The sequence below is a fragment of the Pseudoalteromonas sp. 2CM28B genome (assembly GCF_023161935.1).
In genome coordinates this window covers 1-14,029 of sequence record NZ_JALNTH010000027.1, presented here as the reverse complement: position 1 = coordinate 14,029, position 14,029 = coordinate 1, and the positions used below count along the sequence as shown (strand labels likewise).

The following is a 14,029-nucleotide window of genomic DNA, read 5'->3' as shown; positions in this document are numbered from 1 at the left end:
TAGTAAATAATGTAAATTGTAGCTTGTGATAACAAAGCTGCCAGTACTGTAACTGTTAAATTATTCCTTCATGCTTTAGTAGCCAACTTTTTCTCTCAAGGCCACCAGCGTACCCGGTAAGCTTAGAGTTTGCACCAATAATTCGATGGCATGGCACAATAATACTAATGGGGTTTTTGCCATTTGCAGCCCCGACTGCTCTTACCGCCTTAGGGTTATTTAATTGTTTAGCTATATCACCGTAGGTCATGGTTTTGCCAAAAGGGACGCTGAGCAACGCTTGCCACACACCATTTTGAAAAGGCGTACCTTGCGTATCTAATGGCACATTAAAGGTTTTGCGCTGACCATTAAAGTATTCGTTTAATTGCTTTACGCAGATTAAAACCGCTTCATTTGTTACTTGCTCAACGGGTGTATGGGTGTAGTGTGTTTTTGGGTAAAAACCAACATAGCTCACCCCGTTTTCAGTCGCTTGAATAATAACATCGTCAATCGGGCTCGAAATTGCGGTTTGTATAATCATGAAAGTTGCTGCCATAGTTGAAACGTTAAGTACGAGCGAAATGGAGCGCTCAGCTCTGGGTTAAATTGCTTAGCATTGATCAGCGCCTTTTTTACCCCAAGATCGCCGGCTAATAGTATATCTGGGTTACTTTGCCCGCGCAGTTTAGCGTAGTTAACAGTCCATGGGCCTATGCCTTTTATATCGAGCCAATTATCCAAAACCCTGTTATCGGGGTTATCAGCGCAGTACTTAGATAAATTTTTTAATGCATTTTTGCGCGATTGCGGCATTTTAAAAAATTCAAAGTCGCATATCGCTAAATCCTCAGGCTGTGGAAAATACACTTTATCTGCGTGTTTATCGCCGCGCTCTGCGACCAGCTTTGTTACTAAAGTGTGCGCTGCCCCCACGCTAACTTGTTGGCCCAATACAGCCCGGATCCCCGCTTCAAAGCTTGACCATATCCCAGGTAAGCGTAGCCCTTCACTTAATGTAAATGCCCCATTAATACTATTTTTTAAGTGGCTTTCAATAGGGTTTATATCGGCATCTACATCAAGTACACGGCGTATATTGTTAATTACTTTTTGTAAGTGCTCGGTATTATTTATTACTATTTCAACTTTAAAATGGTTATTTTGCGCCTTAAAGTGCGCATTAAAATAACCTACCGCCCCTTTTAGCTTAAATGTTCGCCCGTAACTGGTTGGGGTTATCCACTCCATAGGCTCTATTAACCGCTTTGACAAAAAGCTGTGCAAAGCCTGCCAATTGTAAGGAGGTCTAAAAGGGAGTGTTAATACAATCACAGGGGTTGCCTCTTTTTTTGATTTTCTGAGCTTTGATGGGGCTATATTTAACTGTTGTAAAAAAGCATCGTTAAAACGTCGCACACTTTTAAACCCAGCGGCAAATGCAATATCGGTTATAGGTAATGTGGTCTCTTGAATGAGCTTTTTAGCAAACTGACATTGGTTAAATAACCGATACTGAGTAACAGACACACCAAAGTGCTGATTAAATATGCGTCGCAAATAACGACTGGTAATACCCAAACGAGTAGCTAGTATTTCGCAATTACAGCTATCACCTAAATCAATTAACTGCTTAGCTCTAAGCGCGGTCGTTTTTACCCCCTGCCAAGCAGCGCTGCCCGGAGCACTATCGGGCCTGCAGCGTATGCACGGTCTAAAGCCTGCTTGCGCTGCGTTGTGCGCATATTGATAATACACCACATTTTTTTCTTGAGCGGTGGGCGCGGGGCAAATTGGCCGACAATAAATGCCGGTGCTTTTTACCGCAACGTAAAATAAGCCATCAAATCTTGCATCGCGGCTTTGCCGTGCTTTTTGCCAATACTGATTATTCATGTAGGGTCTTAATCAATAAAACGTACCTTAGCATAACAATTTTTAAAGCAAATACTGGCCGTTTTCGGCACTCATCTGCTTTTAAAAAAGTATTATACCAATCCACTTAATTAAGCGTTTTAGTATCACTATTGCTCTGCAAAATCGAGTAAGTCTTGGCCTGCTAGGCGGTAGATTATCCATTCGTTTTGGGCTTTTGCCCCAATGCTATTATAAAAATCTATAGCGGGTTTATTCCAATCCAATACTACCCACTCAAAACGTCCACAGTCGTTTTTTATGGCTTTATTAGCAAGGTGTTTCATTATTAGTTTGCCAGCACCATTGCCACGGCTATCGGGGCTTACGTATAAATCTTCCAGATATAAGCCATTTTTACCCAGCCAGGTAGAGTAATTATAAAAATACACCGCAAAGCCAATAGGCTCATCATCTTCAAGGCAAATAACACTGTGTGCTGTTGCCCCCTCACTAAACAGCGTTTTTATAATTGCCTGCTCATCTGTTTTTACTGCATCGGGTTCTTTTTCGTAAATGGCCAGTTCGGTAATAAACTGTAAAATGGTTGGCGCATCGCTTTTTTTAGCGTCGCGTATTTCTATTTGCTTACTCATGTTATTAATCCTAAAAGTACTGCTCTATTTTTTCTTTTAAAATATCAAGCTGAATGGGTTTAGTTAAGTAGTCGTCCATACCGGCATTAATACAACGTTCTTTATCTGAGTCCATTGCATTGGCGGTTAGGGCAATTATTTTTATTGCTTTGTGCTCATCCCCTGCCATACCGTCTCGTATATTAGCGGTGGCGTCAAAGCCATCCATTACCGGCATTTGGCAATCCATTAACACTAAATCAAAATACCCCTCGTTATGCTCGCTTAAGGTGTTTATGGCTTCTTGACCATTTTGCGCCAGTATTACTTCGCAATTTAGCTTTTTAAGCATCAGTGTAGAAACATGCTGATTAACGGGGTTATCCTCAACTAATAAAATTTTTGCAGGTGTGTCTGATTTTTCTTTTCTGAGTGACGAAATATACCCTGGGGTCACCAAAGGAAGGGGCTCGGTGCTGTCTGAACTTGTAATAACCGATAACGCAGAAATTAAATCGGCGGTTGTAACCGGTTTAGGAAAATAAGCCTGAAAACCAATTTTTGAGTAGCGCTGAGCGCCTTCCATACCTGCAATACTGGTCATCATTACTAATGGCATGGCTTTATAGTCATCATGTGCTTTAAGCACTTTACACAGCTCCATTCCATCCATTTCTGGCATTTGCATGTCTAGCACGGCAATATCAAACATAGGCTGATTATTTTCTATGCGCTGTGCACATAGTTCAAGCGCCTGTTTTGCACTACTAGCAAGCGTAACATTGGCCCCCCAATGTCCTAACTGCTGAGAGATAACTAAGCGGTTTGTCTCGTTATCATCAACCACTAGTACATTTAACGAACTCATATTTATATTAGGGATAGTACGTTCTTTTTCGATGCCTTCAGCCACTTGCATGGTTGCAGTAAATTCGCTGCCTTTGTCAGGTTCGCTCGCCAGTGAAATTTTACCATTCATTAGCTCACATAACTGTTTACATATAGCAAGCCCCAGCCCCGTGCCTCCGTATTCTCGCGTGGTTGATGCATCCACTTGCGAAAAAGGGGTAAATAATTGCTGTTGTTTTGCTTCGGTTATGCCTATTCCTGAGTCTTTTACTTTTATATTTAGCAGTAGGTCTTGGTCAGTTTTTTCTATAGATGCACTCACCACCACTTCACCCTGACTGGTAAATTTAACCGCATTACTAATTAAGTTGGTTACCACTTGGCGTATGCGCCCGGGGTCGCCCATTAAATGTGAAGGCTCCAAGGAGACTAAATCTAAAATAATCTCAATGCCTTTTTCTTGTGCGGTAAAGGCCTGTGCCTCGGCTATTTCGCCAATTAAGTCGCGCGCATTAAAATGTATATGCTCAAGCTCAACTTTGCCTGCTTCCGCCTTAGAAAAATCTAAAATATCGTTAATAACGCCAAGTAAAGAATGAGCACTGCTTTTAGCAATAGCGACCTTTTTTTCTATTGGTTTACTTAATGGCTCTAATTCTACCAGCTCTAACATGCCTAATACGCCATTCATCGGTGTACGAATTTCGTGGCTCATAGTTGCTAAAAACTGGCTTTTTGCTATAGCAGCATCTTGTGCTTGCACTAAAGCAACCTTTAGCTTTTCAGCGGTTTCTTTTCGCTTTTGCGAGACCAAGGTACTGCCGACTAACGTAGCCAAAGAGCGCAAATAGGTTTCTTCGCTTTGCGTCCAAATGTGCTTAGCCCCTACAGTTTCTGCACATAAAATACCTAAATTTCCATCGCCTGATGAAATAACCGCATCCAGCATCGATTGAATATTTAATGGTTGAGTATAACTTTGCGTAAATTCAATGGTTGCTTTATGCGTATATACATCTTCAATTGCCACTAGGTTTTGCTCAAAAATAGCCTCATAGTAACTTGGAAAATCAGCCTTTTTAAGAACGCCGTCAAAATCTACAAATCCATCTTGTCTAGTATATAAACCATGGCACGCCATTTCGTCGCACTGTTTGTTAAATATCCAAATAGAGGCACGCTCAACATTTAATACCTCTACCATCGACTTTATCGCCAGCTTTTTAACTTGCGCAACGTCGCTATTTTGTACTTCAGGCGAAACCGTTAATGACGCTAAATTTTTGTTATAGGCGTTTGCTTTTTCGCTTTCTAACTCTAGCCGTTTATGTGCATCAATACTTTGGAACGAGCCAAAAACACGCACACATTTGCCGTCTTTAAATTCCGCCTGCCCCATCGACTTAACCCAGCGCTCTTTACCGGTATAAGTTAAAATTATCAGCTCAACACTCCAGCTTTCGCCTAAAGTCACCGCACATTCAAACAACGTACTAATTTTATCGCGGTGCTCTCCTGGCTTATAAAAATTAATGGCAGTATCAATGCTAGGTTCAAACCCGTCGGGAACTTCGTGTATGACTTTTACTTCGTCTGACCAATACATGGTTTGGTTTTCAAGGTTAATTTCCCATGCGCCAATTTGGCCTTGTTTACTCATTGCCTCAAGCAGGTTTTGTTGGCGGGTAATTTCTACTTGAGTATTATGGCGCTCAGTAATGTCTAAAATAAAGCCATCTAAATAAAGAACCTCGTTGTCATCGCCATAAATTGCTTGGCCTTTTTCATGCACCCAACGAATACTGCCATCATTTCTTTTTACTCTGTATTCAATAGACCAAGGCAGCTTTTGTGCAATACAGGTACTTACCTGCAGCTCAACATCTTGATCGCCATCGTGGATAATAGCGGCGAAGCTCAGTGTTTTATTATTAATAAAGTCATCAGGCGTATAGCCTGTTATGTCTTTTACTTGGTCACTCATGTACAACATGGTCCAAGCTTTATCGAACTTACATCGATAAATAACCCCTGGAATATTTTCCACTAAAGAAGCAAAGCGATCGCGGCTATACTGTAGCTCAGACTCTATTTGCTTACGCTCGGTAATATCTAAATGTGTTCCAATCATACGACGAGGCGACCCATCTAGGTTCCAGTCGACTACTTTTGCAGTATCGAGTACCCAAACCCAGTGGCCATCTTTGTGTTTCATTCGCGCTTCGCTGACATAGTAATCAGTGTCACCATTGAAATGCGCTTTTAGCTTTTGCTCTGAAACAACCAAATCATCGGGGTGTGCAAACTTATACCAAGTATTAATAGTGGTAGGTTCTAACTCGCTGAGTTTATAGCCTATTATTTCTGCCCAGCGATTATTAAAAGTCACTTTGCTGGTATCTATAAACCAATCCCATATTCCTACGGCAGTGGTATCTATGACTAACTGAAGCTGGGTTTTGTGCTGCTCAAGTTCAAGCTCTTGTAATTTTAATGGCGTAACATCAGTACGAATGGCTATATAGCTTTGCGGTTTACCGTGCTCATCAAAAAATGGCGCTATGGTGGTGTCTACCCAATAAAAACCGCCATGTTTTGCTTTATTACAAATTTGGCCGTTCCATACTTCACCCCGTTTAAGGGTTTTATACATGCTTTTAAAAAAGCCTTTGTCGTGCCTTCCTGAATTAAGTAAACGGTGATTCTGACCTATAAGCTCATGTTCTTCATAGCCGCTAATTTCACAAAACTTCTTATTTACAAAAGTGATAGTGCCCGCTAAATCTGTTACCGCAACAATGGCATGCTCATCGAGGGCACTTTTTTGCTCATCCAATTGTTTAAACGCAGTTTGCAAAGCAGAGCGCTGCTTTTGCAGTATGCTCTGCTGCTCTTCTTTAAATGCCACCATTTTTTGAAGATCTACTGATAACCTATTTAACTCGTGGCTATCAGTTAATGTAGGCACCTTTACTTTCTCGCCATCGGTAATTCGGGCCATTACTGAGGTAAGCTGAATTAAAGGCTTAGATAAGCGCCGACTAAACCACCACGCTGCGCATAAAATGAGAAGTAAAGAAACTGCATTTGTAAAAATAGCCAGCTGCTTATAATAAGTAGAGTCTTTGAGCATAATATGCAAAGGTTTTGCTGCTAAAAGTTGCCACCCTTGCACACCTAAAAAATTTAAATCACTAATATATGCATGGTATGTCGTGCCGTTGGCACTGGCGTAATCAAACACTTGCTTACTGGTGAGTGCCGTTTGCGAAAAAACAGGCGCCTCATCTGCATTTGTTACTGAAGAGCGCTCTATTTTATTATTATGTAGTACAAAAAAACTCACTTCGTTGTGCATGTTGTGAATGGTGTTTAAGCTTTTTAAAAGGCCATTAATATTTACTTCTGTGAGAATTACACCCTCTAGTTGTTGCGCCGAATTAAGCAAAGGCATAGCCACAATATTAAACTGTTTGCCATTTAACATAACAGAGCCAAAAGCGGCTGGCGTTGAGGTATTAACCGAATTTATAAGCGTACTAAGCTCACCTTTGTTTATCTGCCCGTAAGGCGAGATAATGGGCTGCTTAAGTGCCGATGCAGCTATAATTTCTATACTGTTTACAAAGTCATATTGATTAACAAAATGATTTATTAATTTGCTTTGTTCAAGCGGGAAGTTAGAAAGCTGATTTTTAAAGGTATATAAATCAGTAAGGTGATCATCAAACCATAAATTAGCAAACTCTGAGGCGATAGAGCTTAATTCATGAAGCTCTGCATTTGCATTTTTTTGCAAGGTATTATTAACGTGCTGTAAGCTAAACCAGGTCAGCAAGCAAAGTGGAACAATAGCAATAACTAAAAAAGTAATGATCAGCTTACTACGCACAGACTGAGCTGTGCCATTTAGCAGCCCATACTTTTTTCCTTCAACCATGCTATATATCCAATAACTGTAATTGTATTATTTATTACCTATATTAATGCACTAAAACCTAAAAGACGCAAGTTTTAGCCCGCAAAGCGTTTAAAATACATCACATAATTACAGTTTAAACATCAATAAGTTGCAATTAAAATTTACACGTAAAAATAAGCAAGAACGCAAACCGTGCATATTTTAATTTTTAGCTGGTATTTATTTCATTATTATAAAAATTAAAGCGCATTACTCATACGAACTTTTACTGACTTAAAGCCACTCAATTTTTAAACTTTATTTAAGGGACTAAAGCTTAGCGTGTTGTTCGCGGTTTTATATACAGTAGTTTGCTTACACAAAGGGTCACATTTTATAAATTGATAAACACCTGTTCTATCACTTACAATCGCTGTAACTGCTTATTATAGAGATTACTTTTGAAAATCTGGTTACGTCGAATTCACTTATACCTTGCCTTACTAAGTGGCCTTTTTTTGTTAATACTCAGTATTAGCGGCGCCATTTTACTTTATGCAAATGACATACAATATTATATTCAGCCCGATAAATGGCAGGTAGAACCACAAACCAAAACGCTTAGCCACGCAGAGTTAATCCGCGCAGTACAGCAGCAAACAGATAAAAAAATCACCCGCTTTATGCCCCTTAGTAACCCCAATGCCAGCTGGCAATTTAGATTAGGTGATGGCAGTAACGCCAGTGTGAACCCGTATACAGGCAAAGTAATTTTTCAATACCAAACAAATGACACGCTGTATGGTTTTACCCTTGCTTTGCATCGCTGGCTATTATTTGAAACAGTCTCTGGTGAAAAACCACTAAAAAACGTGGTCTCTGTATGCGCCCTATTATTAATAATAAATGTGTTAGTGGGTTTTTATTTATGGGTAAAGCCTAAAAACCGCCTAAAACGACTGGCGATTAAACCTAAAGCTAAATTTAAAGTACTTATGTATCAGCTACACACCGTGCTTGGTGTTTATGTTTTATTACCGCTATTGCTTATAGCCTTTACAGGTATCACCTTTAATTGGAAAAGCGCGACCAAAACATTAGTAGAAACCGTGGCATTTTCTCAAGTACAAAATAGGCCTAAAGCACCAAAAGTGATAGCAAAATCAACAGCAAGTATTAAATACGACCAAGCAATAAATAAAGCCCTTGATGTATTTCCTGAGGGGATTTTGTATCGTATTTACTTACCTAAAAAACACAATGACCCAATCGCTTTACGCCTACAAAACCCAGGAGAAAGCCATGCTTATAGCTGGGTGTGGGTAAATCCATACAACGCTAAAGTGCTTAGCGCGTATGATGCCAGTAAAGCAAATGCAGTCACCCATATATGGAACTTTAAATATGTGTTTCATACTGGCGCATTTGCAGGGCCGATTGTAAAATTTGTATGGCTTTTAATATCACTGTCGTTAGCATTTTTTATACTCAGTGGTGTTTATTTATGGTGCAAACGGCACAAGTGGGCATAGCATTACCCTTTAAATGAAAATGCAAAACTGTACATAAACCAAGCAATAACGCAAACTTAAATAAGAATCAAAACCAATTGTAAATTAATGATTTTTATAGAAAAACTTGCAAAATACGCAAATTTAACTACACTGTGCACAATTAAAATAGTTAAGGTGATTTATCATGAAAGGTAATCAAAAAGTAATCGATGCATTTAATACTTTGCTAGCCAATGAGTTAGCCGCAATTGACCAGTATTTTATTCATTCACGCATGTATGATGACTGGGGTTTAGATAAATTATATGTACGCCTTAACCATGAAATGGAAGAAGAAAAAGATCATGCTGATTGGCTAATCAAACGCATCTTGTTCTTAGAAGGCGTGCCTAACATGACTAAACGCCGTGACCTTTTAATTGGTAACGATGTAAAAAGCATGATGCAAAACGACTTAACATTGGAGCTTGAAGTAGTTGCATGTGTTAAAGAGGTAATTGCTATTTGTGAAGAGCAGCAAGATTATCAGTCTCGCGAAGTGTTAGAAAAGCTATTATTTGATACCGAAGAAGATCACGTTTATTGGTTAGAGCAACAACTTGGTCTAATTGATAAAATTGGTACGCAAAACTACCACCAAGCACAAATGGGCGAGTAAGGAGCATAAAGTATGAAAGGCGATAAAGACGTTATAGCAGCTTTAAATAAAGTACTCGCTAATGAGCTTGTGGGTATTAACCAATACTTTTTGCATGCCCGCATGTTTAAAGATTTTGGTTTTAGCCAGCTTGATAAAGCAGATTACAAAGTTTCAATTCAAAAAATGAAAAACGCCGATCGTTTAATCGAACGTATTTTATTTTTAGAAGGCTTACCTAACTTACAAGACCTAGGCCGTTTACGCATTGGCGAAAACAGCGAAGAAATGATTGCCGCAAATATGAGCTTTGAGCTTGATACAATTGATGATTTGCGCAGTGCAATTAAATTAGCTGAAAACAAAAAAGATTATATTAGCCGTGAAGCACTCGACAATATTTTGAACGAGCAGGAAGAACAAATTGACTGGCTAGAAACCCAGCAATTACTTATTCAAAATACAGGGCTTGAAAATTACTTACAGTCTCAACTGTAAGGTAAATTTAGGTCATAAAAAAAGCAGCTTTATAAGCTGCTTTTTTTGTATTTGAATTTTGTAATAACGAATTAAGCGACTTGATCGGTAATATCTGCAATCTCAATAAGTTTGCGATTTAGGATCTTTTTAGTACAACAACAACACTTACCGCATTGGCTGCCTACTTTAAGCTCTTTAGTTAATTCACGCATGGTAGTTGCACCATCGTCAATTGTTTGCTCAATTTTTTTATCAGTCACCCCGTGACAAAGACAAATATACATGAATACAAACTACTCTCAATTTCATTTAGTAGGTGCATATTAATCTAAACAATAATGGTTATCAATTGTTTGTGAGATAAAAATTAGTTATTTTTCAAAAAACTGATCAGTGCCACTTAAATCGAGAATTCACGGCGCGTTGAGAACTTATTGATTTATAATAAAATATGGCACTTAAATTGAGATTTATTAACTAAATTACACTCTAAAAATAATTATGTTTTTTATTAGGTAAATTTCTTAAACAACGAGAAATCGCTTGAAAACATCTATTACAGTAAGTGATTTGAATTGATAATTTGCCTATCTGTTATACGAAAGCTAATCGGTTTACTTCGAGGTAGAGTTTATTTAGGCCGATGCTTTGCGGAGTAGCAACAGCGCATCTTTATTTTTCATTACATAAAGAACTTGTATTCATGGGCAGTTATAGCCGTGGATTGCATCACTCAATAATTACCGGCGGTCTGCTCTGTGCCATAAGCCGACCTTGAGACACATAGAGATTAAGACTGCAAAGATACGAAAGCGGAAGTTAGCTTTGGCCTGTTTAACGACAAATATTCCGACAAAGCAGTCATGACTATTAGTTTATTGTTAAATCTAATCTTTCTTTTCGTTCATCTACTCAATAACCCCACGCTAAACGTGACTTTAGCGTGGGGTTAGAGTTCACAGTCATTTTATCTGGATAGCTCTTTTATTTTTTTCTCTGAAAACCAGCGATATAAAACAGGTAAAACAAATAATGTTAACAGTGTTGCAGTTACCAAGCCGCCAACAATAACACTCGCTAAGGGGCGCTGTATTTCTGCACCAACACCATTAGACATTAACATCGGTATCAAACCTAAAGCTGATGTTATAGCAGTCATAAGTACAGGTCTTAATCTTGAAGTAGCGCCTTCAAAAACGGCTTTAGATGCTTCTAGACCGTCTTTAATACGTTGGTTGATACTTTCTACCATAACGACCCCATTCAATACCGCTACACCAAATAAGGTAATAAAGCCAACGGAGCTTGGTACAGACAAGTATTGTCCAGATAAATATAAGGAGAAAACTCCGCCAATTACAGCAAGCGGCACGTTGACCAATATCAGCATAGCTTGACCAACAGAACCAAAGGCAAAGTAAAGTAGTAGTGCGATTAGAGCTAACGATAAAGGTACAACTATAGCTAACCTATTTTGAGCACGTTTTTGACTTTCGAACTGGCCGCCAATCGAAACAGAATAACCTGAAGGTAAGTCAACCTTTTCAGCAATTACCTTTCTGATATCGGCAACCACGCTTCCCATATCTCGATTTTGTACATTTGCTTGGATAACGACTCTTCGTTGTACATCATCGCGTCTAACTTGTGGTGGGCCTGACTCAAATGAGACTGAGGCTACGTCACCCAGTCGCACCCAAGCACCAGTAGGTGATTGAAGCCGAATATCAGCAATAGCTTCTTTGTTACTTCGGTACTCTTCCTCTATGCGAACGTAAATATCATAACGTTCATTACCATTGATTATTTGTCCGGCTTCAACACCACCAATACCATCACGCACAACCTCCATTATGTCACTCACAGACAATCCAAAGCGTGATAGTTCTTGCCTGTTAGGACTTATCACCAATTGCGCTTCACCAGCAATTTGCTCCAATGCAACATCCCTTGCACCTTCAATGTTTTTAATTGCTGTTTCTATTTCTTGACCTTTAGCCGCCAGTACCTCAAGTTCAGGCCCAAACAACTTTATCGCCAACTGAGCCTTAACACCAGATAGTAGCTCATCGACACGAGTCGCAATAGGTTGAGAAAAGTTGAGTAGCAACCCAGGGAATTCTTCTAAAGATCTCTCCATTTTTCCTTGAAGTTCATATCGATTAGATGCACTGGTCCACTCAGAAACAGGCTTCAACCCTATGTAAATTTCGATGTTATTCACAGGCTCTGGGTCTCCACCTATTTCTGCTCGACCAATTCGGCTTAATGCATAGGTTACTTCAGGGAAAGCCATTAGTTTTTCTTCTAGAATTGGTGCCACAGTGAGCGCGGTATCTAAACTGGAAGAAGGTGCAAGCGTTGCTCTTAAGTTTATCGTCCCTTCTTCTAACTCAGGTACAAATTCAGTACCAATTAATGGAACTAATGCAAAGGCAGAGAAAACTAATATAAGTGCGGCTGAAATGACTAATTTGGTGCGTTTTAGTGCGAATGTAAGCCCTTTTCTGTAGAGTTTGTCTAATGGCCTAAGAACAAAGCTTTCCCTCTCTTTTACACCTGACTTAAATAAATAAGTAGCTAAAGCGGGTACAACAAACAACGCAACCACAATAGCAGATATAACAGCTAAAATGATGCTTATTGCCATAGGTTGAAATAACTTTGCCTCAACACCTTCAAAGCTAAATAAAGGCGTAAATACGACTAAAATAATAGAAGCTGCAAAAAATACGGGACGAGCCACTTCTTTACCCGCATTTTGAAGACGTAACTTAATACCATGCTCATCTTGTTCTACATCATGTGGATCAGTATCAGCACTAGGCACTCTTTCTTTTACAGTTTTTAAATGGGTAGAGTCTGGTCTATTTAAATGCTTAAACATGTTTTCAACCATCACGACTGAACCATCAACTAGCATACCAATGGCTACGGCAATGCCACCCAATGACATAAGGTTTGCAGAAATGCCCCACCAAGCCATGATCATTAACGCGATACCAATTGAAATTGGAATAGATATTAGGACAAGGAAGGTTGCACGTATATTCATTAAAAATAGTGCTAATACAATACAGATGAAAATAAATGCTAGTAATAGTGCATCAACTACTGTATCAACGGCTTTTTCAATCAAATCAGCCTGATCATAAAATGGTTCAAAGCGAACACCTTTAGGCAATGCTTGATTAATCAATGGGATTCTTGCATTGATACCATCAATGGTGGCTTTAGTATTAGACCCCATGCGTTTTAAGACAATGCCAGAGACAACTTCACCTAAATTTTCGACTTTACCGTTTTCGGTTTTGCGCGTCATTGTGACAGCACCTTGACGAATTTCACTGCCCATTTCAACTTTAGCAATATCCGAAACCGTCACAACTGTCCCATCAACTGTTTTGACGGGAACTTGTTTGATATTACTAATACCAGCGTCACCACTTTCAAACCAACCTGCACCTCTAATAACAAGCTGCTCTTGCCCACGGTTCATATACCATCCGCCAACATTGGCATTGTTGTTATCTAGGGCACCAACAACGTCTTCTTGCGTTAGGTTATAAGAAAGAAGCTTAGATGGATCTACATTTACTTGGTACTGCCTAACAATACCTCCAAAGGAGAGTACATCAGTAACACCATCGACAGGCATAACGAGTAATTTTACTACCCAATCATTGAGACTCCTGAGTGCCATAGCATCATAGCCTGCATCTTTATCTGAAATAAGAAGGTACTGAAATACTTGGCCTAGCCCTGAGGTGTTTGGCCCCATTTCGGGTGTGCCGACACCTTCTGGTATCAGTTCTTTTGCGGCTTGAAGACGCTCAAATACAAGTTGTCTTGCAAAGTAAATGTCGGTGCCTTCTTTGAAAACAACCGTGACGCCAGACAAGCCTGTTTTAGAAATTGAGCGCACTTGTTCTACATCAGGTAAGGCATACATGACCGCTTCAATGGGGTACGTAATGAGTTGTTCAACTTCTTCAGCAGCTAGTCCTGGCGCTTCAGTATTTACAGCAACTTGAACATTAGTAACATCAGGAAAGGCATCTAAATTTAGTTTTGGTATAACCATAATTGCGCCGACAATTGTGGCAAACAGCGCAATCAAAATCAGGAGTCTATTATTAACAGACCAATCTATTATTTTATTAAACATAGTCTTGCT

9 protein-coding genes are annotated in these 14,029 nt (G+C 39.4%); 3 read left to right on the top strand and 6 right to left on the bottom strand.

The genetic code is table 11. The features are described from left to right. Nucleotides 1-55 precede the first annotated feature (55 nt). The 4 genes from MTN96_RS25935 to MTN96_RS25920 form a co-directional block, all read right to left on the bottom strand. Complete coding sequence (locus tag MTN96_RS25935) at nt 56-526, bottom strand: methylated-DNA--[protein]-cysteine S-methyltransferase (protein ID WP_029774244.1); 471 nt, start codon at nt 524-526, stop codon at nt 56-58. Next, nucleotides 523-1,878: a DNA-3-methyladenine glycosylase 2 family protein gene (locus MTN96_RS25930; protein ID WP_248533145.1), complete on the bottom strand. Its 1,356-nt coding sequence runs from the start codon at nt 1,876-1,878 to the stop codon at nt 523-525. The genes MTN96_RS25935 and MTN96_RS25930 overlap by 4 nt, the downstream gene beginning before the upstream one ends. Before the next feature lie 128 nt (nt 1,879-2,006). Continuing rightward, entirely contained in the window at nt 2,007-2,492 is a 486-nt protein-coding gene (locus MTN96_RS25925) for a GNAT family N-acetyltransferase (protein WP_055253897.1), read from the bottom strand. A 10-nt stretch (nt 2,493-2,502) separates the two neighbouring features. Beyond that, a complete protein-coding gene (locus MTN96_RS25920; protein ID WP_248533143.1) occupies nt 2,503-7,260 on the bottom strand; it encodes a PAS domain-containing protein in 4,758 nt (1,585 codons plus the stop codon). A 422-nt stretch (nt 7,261-7,682) separates the two neighbouring features. Here MTN96_RS25920 and MTN96_RS25915 point away from each other — a divergent pair, with 422 nt between their 5' ends. The 3 genes from MTN96_RS25915 to bfr (MTN96_RS25905) all read left to right on the top strand — a co-directional run bounded on the left by MTN96_RS25915 (nt 7,683) and on the right by bfr (MTN96_RS25905) (nt 9,870). Beyond that, complete coding sequence (locus MTN96_RS25915) at nt 7,683-8,753, top strand: PepSY domain-containing protein (protein ID WP_248533141.1); 1,071 nt, start codon at nt 7,683-7,685, stop codon at nt 8,751-8,753. Nucleotides 8,754-8,919: 166 nt separating this feature from the next. Beyond that, nucleotides 8,920-9,393 (top strand): bacterioferritin, encoded by a 474-nt coding sequence (bfr, locus tag MTN96_RS25910; RefSeq protein WP_024031963.1) that lies wholly within the window; start codon nt 8,920-8,922, stop codon nt 9,391-9,393. 12 nt (nt 9,394-9,405) lie between these two features. After that, complete coding sequence (bfr, locus tag MTN96_RS25905) at nt 9,406-9,870, top strand: bacterioferritin (protein WP_004588793.1); 465 nt, start codon at nt 9,406-9,408, stop codon at nt 9,868-9,870. A 71-nt stretch (nt 9,871-9,941) separates the two neighbouring features. On the opposite strand, the gene MTN96_RS25900 is transcribed toward bfr (MTN96_RS25905), so the two are convergent. Further along, nucleotides 9,942-10,136, bottom strand: coding sequence for a (2Fe-2S)-binding protein (locus MTN96_RS25900; RefSeq protein WP_004588794.1), 195 nt, complete (start codon nt 10,134-10,136; stop codon nt 9,942-9,944). 683 nt (nt 10,137-10,819) lie between these two features. Further along, nucleotides 10,820-14,020, bottom strand: coding sequence for an efflux RND transporter permease subunit (locus MTN96_RS25895; RefSeq protein ID WP_029772416.1), 3,201 nt, complete (start codon nt 14,018-14,020; stop codon nt 10,820-10,822). Nucleotides 14,021-14,029 lie beyond the last annotated feature (9 nt).

Excerpts from the sequence above, each read along its gene's own strand:
- MTN96_RS25935 (WP_029774244.1), bottom strand. The coding sequence starts at position 526 with ATGATTATACAAACCGCAATTTCGAGCCCGATTGACGATGTTATTATT.
- MTN96_RS25930 (WP_248533145.1), bottom strand. The coding sequence starts at position 1,878 with ATGAATAATCAGTATTGGCAAAAAGCACGGCAAAGCCGCGATGCAAGA.
- MTN96_RS25925 (WP_055253897.1), bottom strand. The coding sequence starts at position 2,492 with ATGAGTAAGCAAATAGAAATACGCGACGCTAAAAAAAGCGATGCGCCA.
- MTN96_RS25920 (WP_248533143.1), bottom strand. The coding sequence starts at position 7,260 with ATGGTTGAAGGAAAAAAGTATGGGCTGCTAAATGGCACAGCTCAGTCT.
- bfr (WP_024031963.1), top strand. The coding sequence starts at position 8,920 with ATGAAAGGTAATCAAAAAGTAATCGATGCATTTAATACTTTGCTAGCC.
- bfr (WP_004588793.1), top strand. The coding sequence starts at position 9,406 with ATGAAAGGCGATAAAGACGTTATAGCAGCTTTAAATAAAGTACTCGCT.
- MTN96_RS25900 (WP_004588794.1), bottom strand. The coding sequence starts at position 10,136 with ATGTATATTTGTCTTTGTCACGGGGTGACTGATAAAAAAATTGAGCAA.
- MTN96_RS25895 (WP_029772416.1), bottom strand. The coding sequence starts at position 14,020 with ATGTTTAATAAAATAATAGATTGGTCTGTTAATAATAGACTCCTGATT.